The organism is Pseudomonas sp. WS 5146 (assembly GCF_012985495.1).
In the GTDB taxonomy this organism is placed as follows: Bacteria; Pseudomonadota; Gammaproteobacteria; order Pseudomonadales; family Pseudomonadaceae; genus Aquipseudomonas; species Aquipseudomonas edaphica.
The window spans coordinates 77,649-98,283 of record NZ_JAAQWL010000003.1; the positions used below are offsets into that span (position 1 = coordinate 77,649).

Sequence of the window (20,635 nt, forward strand, 5' to 3'; positions counted from 1 at the left end):
GACGATGATGTTGGATCTGCCGGTGCCATCGCAGGCAAGCCAGCTCCCACACTTGACCGCGTACTGGAGTGAGTTCTATGAAGCTTCTCAAGTTTTTACCCGCACTGGCCTTCGCCGCTTTCGTCGGCCAAAGCTCGGCGTTCTCCTTCGGTGGCGCCGAAGAGGCTGTGATGATCGCGCCGCCGGCCATGGACCTGCCGGCCGAGCCCGGCAACCTGCAAACCGCGGTGTTCGCCGGGGGGTGCTTCTGGGGTGTCCAAGGCGTGTTCCAGCATGTGCAAGGCGTGAAAAACGCCGTTTCCGGCTATGACGGCGGCGCTGCAAACACGGCCCAGTACGAGTCGGTCAGCGACGGTGATACCGGCCACGCCGAATCGGTGTCGGTGACTTACGACCCGAGCAAAGTCAGCTACGGCAAGCTGTTGCAGATCTACTTCTCGGTGGCCCACAACCCCACTGAACTGAACCGCCAGGGTCCGGACAGCGGCACCCAGTACCGTTCGGAAATCTTTGCGCAAAATGCCGAACAGCAAAAAGTCGCACAGGCCTATATCGCCCAGTTGGACGCCGCCAAAGCGTTCGACAAGCCGATCGTGACCAAGGTCGAGATGGGCAAGACGTTCTACCCGGCGGAGTCCTATCACCAGGATTTTCTGACCGAGAACCCGTCTTACCCGTACATCGTGATCAATGATTTGCCCAAGGTGGCGCAGCTCAAGAAACTGTTCCCCGACCAATACCGTGCCGAGCCGGTATTAGTCAAAAACCAATAACCACCCGGACTGATCGTTCCCACGCTCTGCGTGGGAATGCAGCCCAGGACGCTCCGCGTCCCAAGACGTGACGCAGAGCGTCACAAGAGGCATTCCCACGCGGAGCGTGGGAACGATCGTCTTCAGGATTTGGCCTTGGCCAGGTACGGCGCCAGCCGGCGGCCCATTTCCTCACCCAGCGCCTGCAACCCACTCAACGGGCGCACCATCACGTCAAACTCGACGATCTGCCCCTGTTCATTGAAGCGAATCATATCGATACCCTTGAGCTGTTTTTCACCCACGCGCGCGCTGAACTCCAGCACCACGTTAAGCCCATCGGCACTCGCCAGTTCACGGTGATAGGCGAAGTCTTGGAACACCTTGATCACCGTGTTGAGGATCATCGACACCACCGGCGCGCCGGGGTAGGGCGTATGGGCCATGGGCGAGCGGAACACCGCGTCAGGCGCGAGCAGTTCGGGCAGGGCGTTGAGGTCGCGAGTAGCCAGCATGGTGTGCCAGCGTTGCAGGCTGTGGGCGGCGGCGGGGTTCAGGTGGAGTTCGGACATGGGCTGTACCTGTTCTTATGTTGGGAAGGTCGTTCACCTGCCCAACATAAGAGCGGCACTCAAGCAGGGTCAATCACCCGAATTGACAGATAAGTAACCCGAATGCACTCACACCACTTCCAGGTACGAGCTGTGAATCGCCCGCGCCAGTTCGCGCACCGTGTCGATAAAGTCCGTGAGCCGGCTGTGCAAGCCGTCCTCCAGGATTTCATCGATGCCGGTATAACGCAGCCGCGCTTCGAACTCGGCCGCCAGGCGTTGAGCCTCGCGCCCGTAACTGCCGGGCAGGTCGGCGAGGATATGGCTCAACTCCTCGATGCACGCGTGCAGTGAGCGCGGTACATCACTGCGCAACAGCAGCAACTCCGAGACCGAGCGCGCATTCAGCGCATTCGGGTACAGCTCGGTGTAAGCCTCAAATGACGACAACGCACGGAGCAGGGCGCTCCACTGGTAATAGCCGCGTGCCGAAAGGTCGCTGACCTCTTCGGATTCTTCGCCGAACATTTCATAACGCGCGTCCAGCAGACGCAACGTGTTGTCCGCACGCTCGACAAAGGTGCCCAGGCGAATAAACCGGTAGGCGTCATTGCGCATGATGGTGCCGGAGGTGGCCCCGCGAAACAGGTGCGAGCGCTGTTTGACCCAGTCACAAAAGTGGCTGATGCCATGGCGCGCCAGGCCGCCGGCGGCGATGCTGCGCATTTCCAGCCAGGTGGCGTTGAGGTTTTCCCACATGTCGGCGGTAATGCGCCCGCGCACGGCGTGGGCATTGCCACGGGCGGCGCGCAGGCAGTTGTAGATGCTGGCCGGGTTTTCTTCGTCGAGGGCGAAGAAGTGCAGCATGCGTTCGGCGTCCAGTTGTTTATGGCGTTCGAGGTAGCTGTCCAGTGTGCCGCTGCTGAGCAGCGACATGGCCAATTCATCCAGCCCGTCACTGCGCCCGGCCTGGGGCATCAACGACAGCGAATAACTGACTTCCAGCATGCGCGCCAGGTTCTCGGCACGTTCCAGGTAACGGGACATCCAGTACAGATCTGCGGCGGTTCTACTCAACATACTCAGCCCTCCACCACCCAGGTGTCCTTGGTTCCGCCGCCTTGCGACGAGTTGACGATCAACGAGCCTTCCTTCAACGCTACACGGGTCAGCCCGCCAGGCACCAGGCGGGTTTCCTTGCCCGAGAGCACAAACGGGCGCAGGTCGATGTGCCGTGGCGCGATGCCGTTTTCGACGAAGGTGGGGCAGGTGGACAGGCTCAGCGTCGGCTGGGCGATGTAGGCGTGAGGGCGCGCCTTGATGCGTTGGCGGAAGTCTTCGATTTCGGCAGCCGTTGAAGCCGGGCCAACCAGCATGCCGTAGCCGCCGGAGCCTTGGGTTTCCTTGACCACCAGTTCCGACAAATGCGCCAGCACATGGGACAGTTCATCCGGTTTGCGGCACTGGAAGGTCGGTACGTTTTGCAGCACCGGCTCTTCGTCCAGATAGAAGCGGATCATTTCCGGCACGTAAGGGTAGATGGACTTGTCATCGGCTACGCCGGTGCCGATGGCGTTGGCCAGCACCACATTGCCGGCGCAGTAAGCGGCGACCAGGCCGGGCACGCCAAGCATGGAGTCCGGGTTGAAGGCATGGGGGTCAAGGAATGCGTCGTCGATACGCCGGTAGATCACGTCCACTGGTTTAGGGCCGTCGGTGGTGCGCATGAACACTTTCAGGTCGTGCACGAACAGATCGGCGCCTTCCACCAGCTCCACGCCCATTTCCCGGGCCAGGAACGCATGCTCGAAGAACGCGCTGTTAAAACGCCCCGGCGTCAGCACCACCACATTGGGGTTGTCGAGCCGGCTCGAGCTTTTCAGGGTCTTGAGCAGCAGGTTGGGGTAGTGGTCCACCGGCGCGATGCGCTGCTTGGCGAACACTTCCGGGAACAGGCGCATCATCATCTTGCGGTCTTCGAGCATGTAGCTCACGCCGCTGGGGGTGCGCAGGTTGTCTTCAAGCACGTAGTAGGTGCCGTCGCCGTCGCGTACCAGGTCCACGCCGGAAATATGTGAGTAGATGTCACGGTGCAGGTCCAGCCCGACCATCGCCTTTTGATAACCCTCGTTGCCCAGCACCTGGTCCGCCGGGATGATCCCGGCCTTGATGATGCGCTGGTCGTGATAGATATCGGCAAGGAACATGTTCAACGCATTGACGCGTTGGATGCAGCCGCGTTCGATCATGGCCCATTCACTGGCGGGGATGCTGCGCGGGATGATATCGAAGGGGATCAAGCGCTCGGTGTCTTGTTCGTCGCCGTAGAGGGTGAAGGTGATCCCGGCGCGGTGGAAGAGCAAATCGGCTTCGCGACGCCGTTGGGCCAACAGTTCCGGCGGCGTATTGGCCAGCCAGAGGGAGAAGTCCTGATAGTGCGCACGGCAGGCGCCGTTTGCGTCATTCATTTCATCAAAGAAAGATCGAGCCATTCCAGTACCTTGTCAGTGCCCAGGGTTGCCTTGGGTGGCACTGCCGCTTAAAAAAACGCATATTTTTATGAGCCTGTGGCTGAGGGTGCCAACGGGCCTGGTCCTTACTTTCTTATGGGGTCGGCTCTGGGTCGGGGGGTAACGAATGCTCCTGTATCCGGGCAGATGAATGCATTAAGCAATGCTTGTGCCGGAACGGTGTTCAAGGCAGTTATTCCCCTGTGGCGAGCGAGCTTTTGTGGCGAGCGAGCTTGCTCGCGCTGGAGTGCGCAGCGCTCCCGCTTTTATTGGGACCGCTACGCAGCCCAACGCGAGCAAGCTCGCTCGCCACAAAAGCGTGGTGCCACTAAACGCCGCTCACTACAAGGGTGCAGCGAATGCGCCAAATTGGTGCATGAACAAACTTGAACTTCATCCAGCCCCGATTCTTCTAACAAGGCTCGTCACCTTGTGGAGCACCACCGTGCCCAGAATCATCTCTCCCAACACACCGGCAGCCGCCCTGGACGATCACAACGAGCACAATGCCAAGATTTTCGGCTCACCCAAAGACCGCCTCGATTTCTATCGCCGCGAGATCCAGTACGAAACCACCATTCTGGCCAACCGTACCGACGCCTATCTCTCGGCACAGTCGTTCCTGGTGATCGCCTTTGTCTCCGGCATGGGTAACCTGAACCCGGAGTGGGGCAAGTTTTTTACCTTGGTTGTGCCCGCGTTTCTGGCCTTCCTCGGCATTCTGAGCTCATTGAATGCCTGGCCAGGTATTCGCGCCGCCTACGAAATTATCGACCACTGGCACTACAAGCAGAGCGAGCTGCTGCGCAGTGAGCCGGTGATGGGCATGGCCTACGATGATTCGCCGCTGTTCTGCGAGACCGAATCGTCCCACAAGGGCTATCGCAAGTCGCTGCTGTTCTCCATGCGTGCACCGTGGCTGTTTATGGTGTTCTGGGTGCTGCTGGGTGCCTATGCGTTCTATATCCAGGTGGATAACCCGGTCTCTTAAGCAATTTGAACTTCGTGGCGCTGCGCACACCCTTAACTCTACGCAGGCTGCGTTTTACTCAAGAGGTGACCTATGAACACCAGCAACGACCCCCAAACCGGCAACCGTAACGCCCCGGCCATCGATGGCGGCGAGCCGGCGCCCGGCACCGCTGCCGATGCGCCAAAAGACCCGAAACCTGCCAGCGACCCCAAAGCCCGGGAAAACGACTACAGTCCAGACTTCAAGCCCACGCGCGAGCCCAAGCCTGAAACCGATGCCGATATCGACACCCAAGGTGGTTAGAGGAGAAGGTCATGTCCCAGGAACTCGATGACGATGAAGAACTCAATGACCCGGGCAATGAAGACCCAGGTTCATTGATGGATGATGCAGAAGTACCGCTCAACGACCTCGATGATGCAGCGGATGTAGGCAACACCGAAAGTCAGGATTGAGCGTTCGCCTTGGCTCGTCGTTCATACCACGCCAGCTTTGGCTGAGTGCTCAGGTCATGAACGACGGCCCAGCAACTCGGTGCAGGTTGCTTCAATGTGTTTCGATCAGGTACTGATCCAGGAATGGTCAGCCCCAACTTTCACATTGAACGTGTAGCGAAGCGGGAAGTAATGCTCCTTGGTCTTCAGGATCTGGTAGGGCGCTGTGACTGGCGCCACCACGCCGTGACGTGCATAGGCCTCACTCACGCTTTGTTGAATGTTGACAACCGGACCCTGCGCCACGAGTTTGCCATCGACTAATGTTGCTTCTTTAGAGAGGCCATCCAAGCCTAAGTCGTACATGTCGGGTCTTTTCATTTTAAGCGTGTCATTAAACATATTCGGCCCTACGGTATCGAAAATTTTTGCCTCATACTCCTTGAATTCCGGGGTGAATTGCAGCCTGCCCTCGGGGCCTCGAGTGATAGTCGGTCGATTATTCGCAAAGTAGGGTTTGTTAGTCGCAAACCGTTTATTCATTTCCCTGATCATCTCGTCAAGCACCGGGTTGCCGGGTCGAGTAGCAAAGTTACTGGTGTTATAGAACGTTTTGTAATCGGCCACTTGGTGCGTCACTGGTAAACCGAGCAGCACATCGTCGGCGCCTGCTGCTACATCGACGGCACCGACGTTGCTTTGGATAAGATCATCGGTGTCCAGGTAAAAACCACCGTGTTTATTCATTATCGGGTAGCGGGCTACATCCGAAGCTGCCGCCAGATTCTTCCCTTGCCCTTGTCGGAAGTAGTTGTACATTTCGCCGGTCTTCAACTGCTTGAATGCGGCATCTTCATTAAGGTTGAGCACCGTCACGCCGGGAATTTTCTCCTTCAACTTGCTTTCTATTTGTTTGAACACAGCGGGGCTGTCGGCGTCCACGTGCAGGACTGTTTTATAGCCTGAAGCTCGGGTGGCGTTTTTGGTCATGTTGTCGACCAAGTGGGTGGGAATCTCCTGGCCCGCCCAGAAATAGTTCAACGTTTTGGGCACGGGAGCCAGTTGTTTGGGGATTCTGGGAATCGACGAAATATCCACAAAGTTATAGTGATGGGCGCTGGCTTTTTTAGCCTTTCTGGACGCTTCAAGTGTTCCCCGTTGCCAGTGGCCTTTGGTAGTTCGCCAGTAATACTGCTGGCCTTGCTCGTGGGTGCCTCTCCATGCGCCGGCCGTGCTGTCGAACGCAACTTCCTGATCGACGTTTTTGTAAGTAATCCTGAATGGATTGCCTGAGGTTTCCACGCGTTTAATATCGTCCATCGGCACTACGTAGGTTCCATCTCCCAGCCTGAAAGGCGTCGGTGTGCCACCTGCGCCGGCCAGCAAACGTTCGGATCGGGATAAAGGTGCCCACCCTGTAGGGCCAAGATCCTGAACGGGTATATCGGGGCTCGTGCCGTTCGGATGGCGGATGACGCGCCGGCCGTCTTTGACTTGGGACTCAAAGAGCCTGCCATCAACCTTCACATATTCGCGTTTACTGCGGCCCACAAACACGTTGTTCTGCAACCCCGTGGTCGATAACCCGTCTGCGGCGATGTAGCGGGCTTCATAACTGTGCAGATCATCCAGTGAGCGTACTTCTCCATTGGCAGCAACGCGGTTAGGTTTAAAGTCTCTCAAGGGCAGGCCCATGGCGCGTTGCTTCAATGCATCGTATTCATGCCAATTACCCAGAAACATCACAGCCTGGCGCTCGACTGTTTCTTGGCCCACCTGGATTGTCCCGGTTGCTGCCAGGCCGTGTTGCTTGCTGATGTTCTGGATTGCGTCGTCACTGGAGATTGCTCGCAAACTATTCGAGTCGCCCGGTTTTGGCACGTCTGGGACGAAGTTCTCCAGCGGCTTGCCGTAGGCCTGCTTCGTGCGCGGATCCAAGGCGTACCACTTATGGGTTGCCTCATCGAACTTAGCCAGGGCTTTTGTGTTGCGAGCGCTGTTGGCGGCACTGAATGCGCCTTCAGCGATATCGGCCCTTTTGGCCACCTCCAACAGGTTGACATGGCGGTACGAACCGCGCAGGTAATTGACACCTTTATAGGCTTTGCCGGCTACAAACTTTACGCCCCTTATAGCGCTACGCGCGAGGTCATCAATACCGCCCAACGGATTGAGCGCGCCCACTGCTGCCCGCCCGACAATCTTGAACCCCAGGGCAGCTTTTGACAGCACGGAAGCACCGACAAATGAAGCTCTCGCGGCCTTGGCAGCGGAGCCGACGCCGACCACGAAACCAAAAATGTCGAACGCCAGGTCGAGAACACCGTCGGCAGTCTTGCCCTCGTTGAAATTTTTAATGGCCGACCTGAACGGAATAAAGCCCAGCAGCACCTCGCGAATGGCTTCGGTGGTGCTGTGTTCCGTCTGAAAGGTCGTTGTTCCCCTGGAATATGCGCCCAACTCAGGCAGCTTCATATCCTCAATCAATGCGTCGGCCAGGTATTGGGTTCTGGCACTGGCAACGCTATCAGGTATACCCGTGGCGCCTTTGCGTTCGTCTGTTATTCCCGCGGGGTGCTCACCCCTGGGCGTTATCTGGTCTGCTATGTAACGTGGTCCAGTAGAGGCAAGGCTGGCGGGCGGGAGTGATTCATAAAACAGGCTCGGCCGCGGGGTGATAGTGCCCTCCAGCCGGTTGATTGCGTACTGCCTGGTCTGAGGTTTACCGTTGACGGTACGCAGGGTCTCGACCAGTACCACGCCTGTTTCAACACGCTTGTCATAACTGGAGCCTTGAATGCGGTCGTAGCGAATTTCTTTGTGTACGACGATTTCGCCGAACGCCAGATTTTGCCGGTCTTCCAGTTGCAATTTCGAAATCATGACCTTGAACTGCGCCGACGTGGCCTTTTTGACGGCGTCAGAGAACGTGCGAAAGTCCTCATTGAACTGCTTGATGGGATCCGGCAGGGTTTTGAGGATTGGCAGCAGATCGCCGATATTGATTTCGTCTGATGATGAAACCCATACCGCAGGCTTTCTGTTGTCGGAATCTGGTGGTGGGGATCTAAGCGCCCTGCGATCAATGAGCAGGTCCAACATTGAGTAGGGGCCGGGGTATACGTTGGTAGAGGGCTGCGACGTAATGCACTTTTTCTCAAACAGCGCTGGGTCCATCCCGGGGCATGCTTTTTTCAAAAGCTCGACCGCAATGGCTTTGGTGGTCGGCGTCTCGAGGAGCGGCAGTGAGGCGGCTTCGCTCATTTCGCTGATATGCCGGTTGAACGCCTCACGCACCTCGGACAGGGCTGTCTGCGTGGTCGGATAGCCCATGCCGTTGGGTACGCCCCAGGCTTTGATCGCCTCGTTCTGGGCGGCATATTCGATCTGGCGTTCCTCGTTCGAGATAGGTGCAATATTGGCCGCGAGCATGATTTGCGCGTAGTCCATGTTGGCTGTCGCGCCTCGCGCTTTCGCTTCCACGCGCGCTACCGCCGTGGTGAAGCTGACCCAGCTGTGCGAACCCATCGTCACTTCCTGCGGGATACCCTTGACCAAAAACTGCGGTGCGCGACTGGCGAGCATGAGGTGGGCCTGCACGGCTGCTGTTTGCGCGCTGGAAGCAAGGTCGTTGGCAAGCAGATGCTCCTCCAGCTCCTTGACCACCCTCGAAGCCGATTTATGGCTGTTGTGGGCTGAAACCAGGGGGTAGCCCTCAATACGTGTTTCACCGTGGGCTTGGTCGTATTTCCCCACGCCCAAGGCCGCCAGCAGCCAGTCGGTGACACTGCCTTTGACTGAGCGAGCCTCGAATGTGGCTTCAATTGCCTTGCCCAGTGCGGTGCCTCTGTCTGAACTTATCAAGCTGCTGATCAACTGCCGTGGATTCAGCTGTTCCTGCGCGGAGATCGATCTGCCGTTGAGCAGATAATCCAGGACATGCTTGAAGGGTCTTAATGTGACGTCGCCGAATTTTCCTTCGGTAATACCCATCTTTAATTGGGTCTGGTTGTCACGTGCAAGTGGTTCGGGCCATGTCAGCGCGCCGCCCAAGTCGCCATGGGGGGCGGCCTTGGGGGGTGTCGTGAGGAGCGCGCTGGAGAGGTTTTCCAGTTGCTCGGGGTTGGTGGGGACGTCAATGCCATGCTCCGTCAGAAATTGAAGCAGGCTGGTTTCGTTGGCGGCGCCAGTGCCCGTTGGCCGGTAGGTGCTGTCTGCAGACAGTGGCAGCGGCTGTCCCAGTTCGGGTTGGAGTTCCTCGAACTTTTTACTGCCATCCTCCAGGGCCATCGCCAGGCGTTGCAGTGCAGCGCCCGCCCGGTGCCAGTTGTGGATATCACCCAGTGCCGCTTTCTGTTCCTGTAGTGTTTCTTCGCTGCGCGACTGGATCTTGTCCGCAAAGCGGTCTGGATCGAGGGTTTTGAAGTTACCCGTCTGGTGGCTGATTTCGTCCGCTCGCTTGAGCATGCCAGACAGCGTCAGGTTCTGTGGCTCCTGATAAAATCGACCGACGAGCTTCCAGGGTACAGGTGCGTCCGGGCTATTGACGGGAGGCGCAAAAGGAAATTCGCCATCTATGACGCTCGCGGCCCGCAGGATAGGCCCGCTCAGGGCAGCCCACTGGCTGTCGTCCTGGCCCAGCGTGTGTAATGTGCTTAGCGGGTCAAGAAAGCGCTCAAGGTAAAAGGAAATCTGACCTGATTTGGGATCGATTTTTATCGAGGTGGTATCAACCCCCAAGGCCTTGATCCACTGCTGAACATCGGGCGATTGGAAGGCATCATGCAAGTGCCTCCACCATTGGCCAAAGGTGGAGTGGGGAGCAATGTGATCGAAGTCTTCAACATGAGTGCGACGGCCAGCCAGGTTCAGGGCGATCGCGTATTGCATGGCCAGTTCGCTGTCTCCATTGGCCCGTGTGGCAGCCTGCTCTTCCTGCGGGGCCGCGGTGTCACGTTTTGGCCTTGAAAGCGGCGGCAGTAGCGGCAACGTTGGAGCAGATGAAGGGCGTGCGATGATCTGATTGGAAACACTGTTCATAGTGGGCTGCCGTTGTGCGTGTGGGAATAGCGCCTCGACGTGGGAACTAACGAGGCATTTCCCTTACGTAACAGCCGCTTCGGTTTGATTCCCTGCTTCCACCGATTCAGTCGTAACCCTATATTTCGCCCCCTCCAGGCCAACCTGCCTGGCCCAGGTTCAATGTGTTTCCATTAACTGCGAACCGATGGTTTTCATCCGAATCATATCCATCAACTGGCGCAAACCCGGTTGCGACTGGCGGCGGCTCGGGTAGTACATGCACAGCGGTTCGCCCATGCAGGCCCAGTCCGGCATGACTTCCACCAGTCGGCCCTCGGCAAGCTGCTGCTGCACGCGGTCGGACAAACAATAGGCAATCCCCACGCCTTGCAACGCAGCATTGACGATGGTTTCTGTGTCGGCCGCACTGAAGTGCCCGGGCACATCGATGCGTTGTTGGCGCGTACCGTTGCCCAGCTCCCATTTGTAGGTGGTCTTGTCGCCCAGGTACATGCGGATGCACGCGTGCTCCAGCAGGTCCTTGGGTACCTGAGGTGTACCGCGACGGGCGAGGTAGGCGGGGGAGGCGACCATGATCCAGCGCAGTGCGCCGGTCAGCGGCACCGCGACCATGTCCTGTGGCACGGTCGCACCGTAGCGGATACCCGCGTCGTAGCCTTCGGCAATGATGTCGAGCATGTGGTCTTCGACGATCAAGTCCAGGCGCAACTGCGGGTAGGCGTCGGTGAAGTCGCCGAGGATCGGCGCCAACAGCAGCACGGCTGCATCCCGTGGCACATTGATGCGCAAGCGGCCAATCGGCGCTTCGCGGTGCAGCTCCAGGGTATCGAGACCGTCCTGGATGACGGCAAAGCCCTGGGTGAGTTTTTCCGCCAGCAGGGTGCCGGCGTCAGTCGGTTCCACCGCGCGGCTGGTGCGGTACAGCAGCTTGACCCCCAGGCGCGTTTCGAGGTTGCGCATGGTGTGGCTCAGCGCCGAGGTGGTCACGCCCAGCTCATGGGCGGCATGGCGAAAACTGCGGCGCCGGATGATCGCCATGAACACATTCAGATCGGCCAATTCGGAACGATTAAAAGCCGCCATATCAAGCCTCTTTACTAGGAGTTCGGTTGCATGGGGCGTTGAGCCCTATTCAACATCGGATGATCTAGAGTAATTGTTTTCCTACGTATTTTTGCTCTTCGAGGAGTTTTTTATGCGCATCGAGACCCTCCGGATTGCCGGCATCGACAAGGCCGTCTCGCGGATTGCCCTCGGCACCTGGTCCATGGGGGGGCATTTGTGGGGCGGTGCGGACAACGAGCAGTCGATCAAGACCATTCGTCATGCATTGAACTGCGGCATCAACCTGATCGACACCGCGCCGGTGTATGGCCTTGGGCTGTCCGAAGAACTGATCGGCAAGGCCGTGCGCGGCATGCGCCACAGCGCGGTGATTGCCACCAAGGCCGGCCTGCAATGGGACGACGGCACCACCCGGCGCAATGCCACGGCGCGGCGCATCCGCAAAGAAGTCGAAGACTCTTTGGTGCGCCTGGACACCGACTATATCGACCTGTACCAGGTGCACTGGCCCGACCCGCTGGTGGCCCAGGAAGAAACCGCCGAAGAGCTCGAGCGCCTGCGCCGCGAGGGCAAGATCCTTGCCGTTGGCGTGAGCAACTATTCCTGCGCGCAAATGGACGACTTCAGTCGGCACACGGCGCTGGCCACCGTGCAGCCGCCCTACAACCTGTTCGAGCGCGCCATCGACAGCGACATCCTGCCCTATGCCCGCCAGCGCTCGCTGGTGCTGTTGGCCTATGGCCCGCTGTGCCGTGGCTTGCTGACCGGCAGCATGCACTCGGCCACCCGCTTTGCCGGGGATGATGTGCGCAAGCTTGATCCCAAATTCAAGGCGCCGCGTTTCGAGCAATACCTGGCGGCTGTGGCGGCGCTGGACAGCTATGCGCGCGAATGCCATGGCAAGTCGGTGCTGGCCCTGGCCATGCGCTGGGTGTTGGACCAAGGCCCGACCATTGCACTGTGGGGCGCGCGCCGCCCGGAACAATTGAAGGGTTTTGAAGAGGTGTTTGGCTGGCACCTGACCGCCGATGACCTGACACATATCGACCGTATTCTTGCCAGCACGATAAAAGATCCAATCGGGCCGGAATTTATGGCCCCCGCCAAACGTTAGCCTTAACGACAGGGATGTCGGCACACAAACACCATCCCTGTTCGTAGAGGTTTTTGCATGAAGCGCGGTACCGTATTCAAGAACGCTGGTGGTTTGCTTGCTGTGTTGGCTTTGCTGGGGGCCTGGCCAAAGCGATCCCCGACGCTTTCGTATCAGCGGCGGACGCTGGATGCCAATCACTGTGGCGGCTGCGCCCCCAGCTTGTCCCACATCTTCTTGCTGATCTTCTGCCGGTTGGCGTAACCGGCCCAGGGGTCATCCTTGAGCGTGCTCAAACGCTCATGCAGATTAGCCACCGTCCATTGCTGCGCACCGCGTAACCCGTTCAGTTCGTCCTTGCTCACCGGCACCGAGACCGGCAGGCCCGGGCGTGCCCGTACCGAATAGGCCGCCACCGTACTCGCGCCGCGGGCATTGCGCAGGTAGTCGATAAAGATCTTGCCAATGCGGTTTTTCGGGCCGCTGGTAGCGGTAAAGCGTTCAGGCAGTTGCTGTGCCATAAACTGTGCGATGGCCTTGGCAAAGGCCTTTACTGTCTCCCAGCCGTCCCGGCGCGCCAGCGGGATGACCACGTGCAGGCCTTTGCCACCGCTGGTTTTGACGAATGCCTCAAGGCCCAACTCATCCAGTACCGACAGGGTCAATTGCGCGGCCTCCAGCATGCTTTTCCAGGGCAGCGCCGGGTCCGGGTCGAGATCGAGCACAAACCGGTCCGGGGTTTCGATTTTGTCGACAGTCGCGCCCCAGGTGTGCAGCTCAATGGTGCCCATCTGCACGGCGCCGAGCAGGGCTTTGGTGGTGTCGATTTCCATCAGCCGTGCATGGCCAGGGTCGAGGTTCTGGTCCAGTTGTTTGATATGGGGAATGGCCAGGCGCTCTGCATGTTTTTGGAAGAATTGCTCGCCTTCGATGCCATCCGGCGCGCGCAGTAGCGAGACCGGCCGATGGCGCAGAAACGGCAGGAGCCATTCGCTGATGCTGGCGTAAAAGTCTGCCAACTGCTGCTTTTGCGTGCCACTTCGTGGATCGATCACGCGATCGGGGTGCGTGATGTTCACGCCGTTGCCGGCTTTTTTCGGCACTGAGGCCTGCTTGAGAGATTTGGCCGCGCGCGGTTGCTCATGGATGATCTGCGCCACAGGCTTGTCGCTGCGCATCGCCACGAATGAGGCTTGGCGTACCACGCCTTCGCGGGTCCATTCGGCGAAATTGACTTCGCCGACCAGCTCGGGCTCCACCCAGTGCACGCCGCGTGCCTGGCTGCTGGTCAGCGGGTTTTGCAGTGGCGAAGTTTTGCGCGCCAAAGGCGTGAGCTGGGCGTAAATCGCTTTGAGCGCGTGCTGATCAAACCCGGTGCCGACACGCCCGGCATACACCAAGCCGTTGTCGTCATTGACCGCCAGCAGCAACGCGCCGAAGCCGGTGCGCGAACCTTGCGGGCGGGTGTAACCGACAATCACAAACTCCTGACGCAGGCGGCATTTGAGTTTGATCCAGTCGGCACTGCGGCTGGACACATACGGGCTGCCGACGCGCTTGCCGATCACGCCTTCGAGCGCCAGGTCGCAGGCGCTTTCGAAGATGTCGCGTTGGTTGGCGGCGAAGGTTTCGGAAAACCGCAGCAATTTGCTGCGGCTGCCCGACAGCGCGGATTTAAGCGCAGCACGGCGCTGTTCCACGGGCGCTTCACGCAGGTCTTTTCCGTGTAAAAAAGGTGCATCGAACAGGTAGTAAACGATGTCCAGGCTGCGGCCGATATCGAACGCATTTTGCAACGCCTGGAAGTCCGGTAAACCATCGGCGTTAAGGCTGACCACTTCGCCATCCAGCCAGCTGTCCTTGAGCTTGAGGGCTTGGAGGGCCTTGACCTGGCGCGGCAAACGCTCGGTCCAGTCATGACCGTTGCGGGTGAACAGGCGCACATCGCCGTCGCGGATACGCGCCAGCATGCGGTAGCCGTCGAATTTGATCTCGTATTGCCAATCGCCGGGCGGGGCGCGGTCGACCAGGGTGGCCAGTTGTGGCGCGAATTGATCGGGCAGGGCGGTCTTGGCTTTCTGGCGCTTTGCACGCGGTGCAGGCGCGGGCTTGCCCACGGTGGCATCGCTGAGCACGCTTTTGGGCTGGGCCTTTACGATGTCGTAGTCTGCGGCCGGGCGGGCTTGCTGATCCTTTTCCTTGATCAGCAACCACTGCTCCTTGTCGCCGCTGCCCTTGAGGCGGGTGCGTACCAGCGCCCAATCGCCGGAGAGTTTTTCACCGACCAGGGTGAATTTGAGTTTGCCGGCTGCATACGCCTTGTGCGGATCGTCGTGAGGCTGCCAGACCCCGCGATCCCACACGATCACATCGCCGGCGCCATACTGCCCGGCGGCGATATTGCCTTCGAAGTTGCCGTAACTCAGTGGGTGGTCTTCAACGTGGACCGCCAGGCGTTTCTGGCTGGGGTCCAGGCTCGGGCCTTTGGGCACCGCCCAGCTTTTGAGTACGCCATCAAGTTCTAGGCGAAAGTCATAGTGCAGGTTGCGCGCGTCGTGTTTTTGAATCACGAATGACAATGCCGAGGCTTTGGATTTGCTGGCAGGTGCATCGCCTGCGGGCTCTGCGGTGATCTCGAAGTCGCGTTTGCGCGTGTATTCGCTCAGGGGCTTGGCCATGGCGTTCTCCTGCTGATGGCGGGCTCAAGAGGCCTTTTTGCTGGTTTTTTTCGCGGCCGGTTTTTTCGCGGCGGGCTTGCCGGCCAGGCTGCGCTTGAGCAGTTCGGTCAGATCGATTACATCGGCAGATTTGCGTTCTTCGCTGCCAGGCTGGCTTTCGACGTCTTCTATTTTGCCGGCCTTGGCCTTCTTCGCCACCAGCGCCATGATCTTTTCCTGGAAGCTGTCGCGGTATTCGTCCGGCTGCCAGTCGGCGCTCATGTCTTCGACCAGGCGCTTGGCCATGTCCAATTCGCCCTTGGCCAGGCTCGGTTTGGTGACGTCACTGCCCAGTTCCAGTTCGTCGAGGCTGCGCACTTCGGCGGGCCAGCGCAGCATCACCAATACCAGCGCTGATTCCAGCGGCATCAGCGCTGCCAGGTGCTGTTTGGTGTGCAGCACCACATTGGCCAGGGCGACCTTGGCGGTTTTTTTCAGGGTCTCACGCAGCAGCGCATAGACTTTGCCGCCGCGTTTGTCCGGGGCCAGGAAGTAGGGCGTGTCGATGTTTTGCAGCGGGATCTGGTCGGCGGCAACAAAGGCGATGATTTCGATGGTCTGGGTCGACTTGGGGTGGGCCGAGCGAATCTCGTCTTCGCTGAGCACCACATAGCGGCCTTTCTCAAAGGCCACGCCCTTGACGATATTGTCTTTGGTGACTTCCTTGCCAGTCGTCTTGTTGATGCGCTTGTAGCCCACCGGGTCCATGCTGCGTTTGTCCAGCCAATCAAAGTCAACGCCCTGGGAGGACGTGGCCGAGACCAGCGAGACCGGGATATGGACCAAGCCGAAACTGATGGCGCCTTTCCAGATTGCCCTTGGCATGGCTGCGGTTCCTTGAGAAGAGTCGGTGTTCTGGTGACTCGCAGGCTGGCGCAAAAGTTTCGGCGGACGGATGCGCGGACAGATCGTGTTACATCTGATGAGAAACTATTTAATGTCGAAAGCCGAACCCAAGGCGTAGCGTGTTATCGAAAGCACGTACTACTCGCCCCAATGAGGCTTTGTCATGAACAGCTGTGTGCGTTACCTCGCCGTAGTCGCGCTGGGCCTGGCCCTCGCGCCGTTGGCCCAGGCGCAGAACCTGCCCGGCAGCTACAACACCAATAACAGCCCAATCCATCGGGCTAACCCCAACAGCATGCAGGGCACCCAGCCCAATGCGCCGGCCGCCACCCGCGGGGTTCAACCCGCGCCGACCGGCCCTGCACCGACCGTGGAAAACGGCGGTATCGGCAATCGTTACCCGACGCGTAACGCGGCCCCGAGCCGTCCTGCCACTGCACCCAAAGCGCCCACTTACGATGCCAACGGCAATCGCCGGTAAGGACTCTGTCTTATGTTTCTACGCAAAACCCTGTTAGCCGCTATCTGCTCAACTCTGCTGCCCGTGACGGCCGTCATGGCGGCGGATGCCCAGCAGTTCCCCAGTGAGCAAGGCAGCATCACTGCCACCCCCATTGCCAAAGGCCTCGATCACCCGTGGGCCGTGGCGTTTCTGCCGGACAAACAAGGCTTCCTGGTGACCGAGCGCCCCGGCCACCTGCGCTTTGTCAGCCCGGACGGCAAGCTCTCTGCGCCGCTGACCGGCGTGCCGCAGGTGTGGGCCAAAGGGCAGGGCGGTTTGCTCGACGTGGTGCTGTCGCCAGACTTCAAGCAAGACCGCCTGGTCTACCTGTCGTATGCCGAAGGCGGCGGCGAGGGTGGCAAGGCCGGCACTGCCGTGGGGCGTGGGCGTTTGGCCGATGATTTGAGCGGGCTCAAAGACTTCAAAGTGATATTGCGCCAGGAGCCCAAACTGTCGACCGGCAATCACTTCGGCTCGCGACTGGCGTTCGACCGGGACGGCTACCTGTTTGTGACCCTGGGCGAGAACAATGACCGGCCGACGGCCCAGGACCTGGACAAGTTGCAAGGCAAGGTCGTGCGCATTTACCCGGATGGCCGTGTGCCGGAAGACAACCCCTTTGTGGGCCAGCAGGGCGTGCGCCCGGAGATCTGGTCCTATGGCCAGCGCAACCCGCAGGGGTTGGCGTTGAACCCCTGGAGCGGCACGATCTGGGAAAACGAACATGGCCCGCGCGGTGGCGATGAAATCAACATCATCGAGCGCGGCAAAAACTATGGCTGGCCCCTGGCAACCCACGGCATCAATTATTCGCTGACGCCGATTCCGGAAGCCAAGGGCAAGGCTGTGGAGGGCACTGTGGAACCCCACCACGTCTGGGAAAAATCACCCGGCATCAGTGGCATGGCGTTCTATGACGCCGAGCGTTTCAAAGCCTGGGACCACAACCTGTTTATCGGCGCGTTGGCCAGCCAGGAGTTGATTCGCCTGCAGTTCGATGGCGACAAGGTGATCCACGAGGAGCGCCTGCTGGGCGGGTTGAAGGCACGGATTCGCGATGTGCGTCAGGGGCCGGACGGCTTCCTGTACGTGCTGACCGATGAGGACAAGGGCGTACTGTATCGCGTCGGCCTGAATCAGGACTGACAGAGGCTGATGGTCCAATGTGGGAGCTGGATTGAAGGCCGCCAATTTCTCCTGTGGCGAGCAGGACAAGCCTGCTCGCCACAATAACCGGTTGTGTAGATACCTATGCGTGTGGCTTACAGGCCGAGGTCGGATAACCCCGGATGATCATCCGGGCGCCGGCCCAACGGCCAGTGGAACTTGCGCTCGGTTGCTTTGATCGGCAGATCGTTGATGCAGGCAAAACGGTTGGCCATCAGGCCGTTTTCGTCGAATTCCCAGTTTTCGTTGCCATAGGAACGGAACCAGTTGCCGGAGTCGTCATGCCACTCATAGGCATAGCGCACGGCGATACGGTTGCCGGTGAATGCCCACAACTCCTTGATCAGACGATAGTCCAGTTCCTTGGCCCACTTGCGCGTGAGAAAACCCTTGGCCTCTTCGCGGTTATGCGCGAATTCGGCACGGTTTCGCCACTGCGTGTCCAGGGTATACGCCAGCGACACGCGTTGCGGGTCGCGGGAGTTCCAGCCGTCTTCGGCCAGGCGCACTTTTTCAATGGCCGATTCACGCGTGAACGGTGGCAGCGGCGGACGTTGTTCTGCTGTCGATGACATGGGGCAGCTCCTATCAATACCAAGGTGTTGTCGAAAGTTGCTCAGCCTGTGCGTTCAAAGTCCTAATAACGTTCGCGCCATGCATTGCGCATTATCAGCTGCTGTTGAATCGCCCATGACCAGGGCAACGGTAATGGCGCCATCGATCAGAATCAGCAGGTGCGCTGCCTGCCGTTCGGGGTCGGGGGTGCCATGTGCTTTACACAGTTCAAGGGCGTACTCGAACAGTTTTTGTTTATGCGCCTTGGCCAGCAGGCGCACCGGGTCTTGCGCATCGCCGGTTTCGCCACTGGTGTTGATAAAGGCGCAGCCGCGAAAGTCTGCCGAGCCAAACCAGGCCTTGAGTGCGCTGAACAGCGCCAGCAGGCGCTCGCCGCTGCCTTCGCTGCGTTCCACTTCAGTGCGTAGCCACTGCATCCAGCGTGCGTCGCGGCGTTGCAGGGCAGCGATGACCAGCTCGTCTTTATTGGCAAAGTAACGGTAAATACTTTTGCGTGAGACGCCGGCGGTTTTCACCAGTAACTCCATGCCGGTGGCGGCGATGCCGTGGCGATAGATCAACTTCTCGGTGACGTCGAGGATAATGTCGCGGGTTTCGTTGCTGTTAATATCGTTCATGAAACAAACAGTAGAACGATCGTTCTTCATGGTCAATTAAATTTTTTCCATTGGCCGCGACGAGACCTGAGCAGCCCCATGGTGTAAGCTCTGTGCCTCTTCGGATTCGACCCATTGCGAGCCTTATGCCGTCGTTCTTCAAACGCTCCCTGTTGCCCAAACTGCGTGGTTTCCCGCTGTCTCCCGATGCCATCGACGTGCTGTCCGGTGCCGCTGCGTACCGTCTGTGCCTGCTGGAAAAAATCGCCCAGGCCACACAACGCATCTACATCGTCGCGCTGTACTTGCAGCAGGACGAAGCGGGGCAGGAAATCTACGACGCCTTACACGCCGCCAAGGCGGCACGGCCCGAGTTGGATATCGTGGTGGTGGTTGACTGGTTGCGCGCCCAGCGCGGCCTGATCGGCGCCGGCAAGCAGCCGGGCAACAGCGCCTGGTACCAGGCCATGACCCACTCCCACGCCAGCGAAGTACCGGTGTACGGCGTGCCGGTGCAAACCCGCGAACTGTTCGGCGTGTTGCACCTCAAGGGCTTTGTGATCGATGACAGCGTGCTGTACAGCGGCGCCAGCCTGAACAATGTGTACTTGCACAAGTTCGACAAATACCGCTTTGACCGCTATCACCTGATCCACAGCAAGTCCTTGGCTGATTCGATGCAACACCTGGTGGAACACGGCCTGGTCGCGTCCAAAGCCGTGCATCGCCTGGACCTGCCAAACCTGCCGACCACCCGCAGCCTGCGCAATGACATCGGTGACTTGCGCAGCCGCTTGAAGCACGCGACCTACGACACCACCACAGGTTTGCTGCCCAATGGGCACTTGTCGGTCAGCCCGTTGCTGGGTGTGGGCAAGAACAATCCGTTGAACCGGGTGATCCTCGAACTCATTGCCAGTGCCCAGCATCAACTGACCATCTGCACGCCGTATTTCAACCTGCCGCTGCCGGTGACCCGCGAAATAAACCGCGCCCTGGCGCGTGGGGTGAAGGTCGACATTATCGTCGGCGACAAAACCGCCAACGATTTCTACATCCCGCCCAGCGAGCCGTTCAAGGTGATCTCGGCCTTGCCTTACCTGTATGAAATCAGCCTGCGCCGCTTCGCCAAACGCCATCAGCCGATGATCGACAGCGGCCAGTTGAACCTGCACTTATGGCGTGACGGCGACAACACTTATCACCTTAAGGGTATGTGGGTCGACCAGCGTTACACCTTGCTCACGGGCAACAACCTCAACCCACGGGCATTCCGCCTCGATCTGGAAAATGCCTTGCTGATCGATGATCCCAAGGGCGAGTGGCTGGCGCCGCGGCGCACAGAGCTCGCGCAGATCTTCCAGCACACCACGCGCATCGAGCGGTATCAGCAATTGCAGACCCTGGTGGAGTATCCGCCAGCAGTCGGCAAGTTTTTGCGCCGGGTCAGCCGGGTGCGGATTGAGCGGTTGCTTTACCGGATCTTGTAGGAAAGCGGACGCGTTACCGCAAACTCTCAGAAGGTCTTCGCCATCTTGAGAGTTTGCCTACACCCAGGTTCGTACATTTCTCTGTGGAACAGATCTAAGGGACGTGCACGCTGCCACTCGCTTGTGCGCACATACCTGCGCTCATTGAGTGGATCTCCCACCCGCAAGGGCTTGGTCGCCAGATGGTGGCCCACAACGGGCACATCCTTTCGGTGCCGGTTCAAGCGCTCAGGTTTTCACACTATTCCTCAGTCAATCGAGAAATTTCCTACTCTGCATCTCAAGAATTCTTAATATTTTCTTAACCGACTGTTTTTAGG

17 protein-coding genes are annotated in these 20,635 nt (G+C 59.1%); 8 read left to right on the forward strand and 9 right to left on the reverse strand.

From position 1 onward, the window contains the following. Positions 1-77: 77 nt before the first annotated feature. A complete protein-coding gene (gene msrA, locus HBO41_RS09245) occupies positions 78-773 on the forward strand; it encodes a peptide-methionine (S)-S-oxide reductase MsrA (protein WP_017135517.1) in 696 nt (231 codons plus the stop codon). A 122-nt stretch (positions 774-895) separates the two neighbouring features. Here the strand turns inward: msrA and HBO41_RS09250 are convergent, their stop codons facing one another. The 3 genes from HBO41_RS09250 to HBO41_RS09260 form a co-directional block, all read right to left on the reverse strand. After that, positions 896-1,324 carry a nuclear transport factor 2 family protein gene (locus tag HBO41_RS09250; protein ID WP_169985912.1) on the reverse strand — a complete coding sequence of 143 codons (429 nt, stop codon included), beginning with the start codon at positions 1,322-1,324 and terminating at the stop codon, positions 896-898. Between the two features lie 108 nt (positions 1,325-1,432). Next, complete coding sequence (locus HBO41_RS09255) at positions 1,433-2,383, reverse strand: alpha-E domain-containing protein (protein WP_017135519.1); 951 nt, start codon at positions 2,381-2,383, stop codon at positions 1,433-1,435. A gap of 2 nt (positions 2,384-2,385) precedes the next feature. After that, positions 2,386-3,795 carry a circularly permuted type 2 ATP-grasp protein gene (locus tag HBO41_RS09260; RefSeq protein WP_169985914.1) on the reverse strand — a complete coding sequence of 470 codons (1,410 nt, stop codon included), beginning with the start codon at positions 3,793-3,795 and terminating at the stop codon, positions 2,386-2,388. Between the two features lie 463 nt (positions 3,796-4,258). Between HBO41_RS09260 and HBO41_RS09265 the strand changes: the two genes are divergently transcribed. From HBO41_RS09265 to HBO41_RS09275, 3 genes are all read left to right on the forward strand, one after another. Beyond that, positions 4,259-4,804: a hypothetical protein gene (locus tag HBO41_RS09265; protein ID WP_026013566.1), complete on the forward strand. Its 546-nt coding sequence runs from the start codon at positions 4,259-4,261 to the stop codon at positions 4,802-4,804. 72 nt (positions 4,805-4,876) lie between these two features. Beyond that, the gene (locus tag HBO41_RS09270) at positions 4,877-5,089 is read left to right on the forward strand and encodes a hypothetical protein (protein ID WP_169985916.1); all 213 of its coding nucleotides are present in this window, start codon (positions 4,877-4,879) and stop codon (positions 5,087-5,089) included. Between the two features lie 11 nt (positions 5,090-5,100). Further along, the gene (locus HBO41_RS09275; RefSeq protein ID WP_017135523.1) at positions 5,101-5,241 is read left to right on the forward strand and encodes a hypothetical protein; all 141 of its coding nucleotides are present in this window, start codon (positions 5,101-5,103) and stop codon (positions 5,239-5,241) included. A gap of 105 nt (positions 5,242-5,346) precedes the next feature. Here the strand turns inward: HBO41_RS09275 and HBO41_RS09280 are convergent, their stop codons facing one another. After that, a complete protein-coding gene (locus tag HBO41_RS09280) occupies positions 5,347-10,260 on the reverse strand; it encodes a glycosyltransferase (RefSeq protein ID WP_262380242.1) in 4,914 nt (1,637 codons plus the stop codon). A 159-nt stretch (positions 10,261-10,419) separates the two neighbouring features. Then, a complete protein-coding gene (locus tag HBO41_RS09285; RefSeq protein WP_169985918.1) occupies positions 10,420-11,346 on the reverse strand; it encodes a LysR family transcriptional regulator in 927 nt (308 codons plus the stop codon). Between the two features lie 112 nt (positions 11,347-11,458). Here HBO41_RS09285 and HBO41_RS09290 point away from each other — a divergent pair, with 112 nt between their 5' ends. Further along, a complete protein-coding gene (locus tag HBO41_RS09290; protein WP_099549847.1) occupies positions 11,459-12,442 on the forward strand; it encodes an aldo/keto reductase in 984 nt (327 codons plus the stop codon). A gap of 176 nt (positions 12,443-12,618) precedes the next feature. Here HBO41_RS09290 and ligD read toward each other — a convergent pair whose 3' ends face one another. After that, positions 12,619-15,099: a DNA ligase D gene (gene ligD, locus HBO41_RS09295; RefSeq protein WP_169985920.1), complete on the reverse strand. Its 2,481-nt coding sequence runs from the start codon at positions 15,097-15,099 to the stop codon at positions 12,619-12,621. A gap of 24 nt (positions 15,100-15,123) precedes the next feature. Continuing rightward, complete coding sequence (locus HBO41_RS09300) at positions 15,124-15,963, reverse strand: Ku protein (RefSeq protein WP_169985922.1); 840 nt, start codon at positions 15,961-15,963, stop codon at positions 15,124-15,126. A 184-nt stretch (positions 15,964-16,147) separates the two neighbouring features. Between HBO41_RS09300 and HBO41_RS09305 the strand changes: the two genes are divergently transcribed. Together HBO41_RS09305 and HBO41_RS09310 are read left to right on the forward strand one after the other, a co-directional pair. Beyond that, positions 16,148-16,465, forward strand: coding sequence for a hypothetical protein (locus HBO41_RS09305; protein WP_099549844.1), 318 nt, complete (start codon positions 16,148-16,150; stop codon positions 16,463-16,465). Between the two features lie 12 nt (positions 16,466-16,477). Continuing rightward, positions 16,478-17,632: a PQQ-dependent sugar dehydrogenase gene (locus HBO41_RS09310; RefSeq protein WP_169985924.1), complete on the forward strand. Its 1,155-nt coding sequence runs from the start codon at positions 16,478-16,480 to the stop codon at positions 17,630-17,632. Between the two features lie 116 nt (positions 17,633-17,748). Here HBO41_RS09310 and HBO41_RS09315 read toward each other — a convergent pair whose 3' ends face one another. Together HBO41_RS09315 and HBO41_RS09320 are read right to left on the reverse strand one after the other, a co-directional pair. Then, positions 17,749-18,228: a nuclear transport factor 2 family protein gene (locus HBO41_RS09315; protein WP_099549842.1), complete on the reverse strand. Its 480-nt coding sequence runs from the start codon at positions 18,226-18,228 to the stop codon at positions 17,749-17,751. Between the two features lie 54 nt (positions 18,229-18,282). After that, a complete protein-coding gene (locus tag HBO41_RS09320; RefSeq protein WP_138453363.1) occupies positions 18,283-18,846 on the reverse strand; it encodes a TetR/AcrR family transcriptional regulator in 564 nt (187 codons plus the stop codon). 125 nt (positions 18,847-18,971) lie between these two features. On the opposite strand from HBO41_RS09320, the gene pssA reads away from it, so the two are divergent. Then, positions 18,972-20,315, forward strand: a complete 1,344-nt coding sequence (pssA, locus tag HBO41_RS09325; protein WP_017135533.1) for a CDP-diacylglycerol--serine O-phosphatidyltransferase — start codon at positions 18,972-18,974, stop codon at positions 20,313-20,315. Positions 20,316-20,635: the final 320 nt, after the last annotated feature.

Coding starts and splice junctions, on each gene's coding strand:
- HBO41_RS09255 (WP_017135519.1), bottom strand. CDS start 2,383: ATGTTGAGTAGAACCGCCGCAGATCTGTACTGGATGTCCCGTTACCTG.
- HBO41_RS09280 (WP_262380242.1), bottom strand. CDS start 10,260: ATGAACAGTGTTTCCAATCAGATCATCGCACGCCCTTCATCTGCTCCA.
- HBO41_RS09310 (WP_169985924.1), top strand. CDS start 16,478: ATGTTTCTACGCAAAACCCTGTTAGCCGCTATCTGCTCAACTCTGCTG.
- HBO41_RS09320 (WP_138453363.1), bottom strand. CDS start 18,846: ATGAACGATATTAACAGCAACGAAACCCGCGACATTATCCTCGACGTC.
- HBO41_RS09305 (WP_099549844.1), top strand. CDS start 16,148: ATGAACAGCTGTGTGCGTTACCTCGCCGTAGTCGCGCTGGGCCTGGCC.
- msrA (WP_017135517.1), top strand. CDS start 78: ATGAAGCTTCTCAAGTTTTTACCCGCACTGGCCTTCGCCGCTTTCGTC.
- HBO41_RS09315 (WP_099549842.1), bottom strand. CDS start 18,228: ATGTCATCGACAGCAGAACAACGTCCGCCGCTGCCACCGTTCACGCGT.
- HBO41_RS09250 (WP_169985912.1), bottom strand. CDS start 1,324: ATGTCCGAACTCCACCTGAACCCCGCCGCCGCCCACAGCCTGCAACGC.
- HBO41_RS09275 (WP_017135523.1), top strand. CDS start 5,101: ATGTCCCAGGAACTCGATGACGATGAAGAACTCAATGACCCGGGCAAT.
- pssA (WP_017135533.1), top strand. CDS start 18,972: ATGCCGTCGTTCTTCAAACGCTCCCTGTTGCCCAAACTGCGTGGTTTC.
- HBO41_RS09260 (WP_169985914.1), bottom strand. CDS start 3,795: ATGGCTCGATCTTTCTTTGATGAAATGAATGACGCAAACGGCGCCTGC.
- HBO41_RS09300 (WP_169985922.1), bottom strand. CDS start 15,963: ATGCCAAGGGCAATCTGGAAAGGCGCCATCAGTTTCGGCTTGGTCCAT.
- HBO41_RS09270 (WP_169985916.1), top strand. CDS start 4,877: ATGAACACCAGCAACGACCCCCAAACCGGCAACCGTAACGCCCCGGCC.
- ligD (WP_169985920.1), bottom strand. CDS start 15,099: ATGGCCAAGCCCCTGAGCGAATACACGCGCAAACGCGACTTCGAGATC.
- HBO41_RS09290 (WP_099549847.1), top strand. CDS start 11,459: ATGCGCATCGAGACCCTCCGGATTGCCGGCATCGACAAGGCCGTCTCG.
- HBO41_RS09285 (WP_169985918.1), bottom strand. CDS start 11,346: ATGGCGGCTTTTAATCGTTCCGAATTGGCCGATCTGAATGTGTTCATG.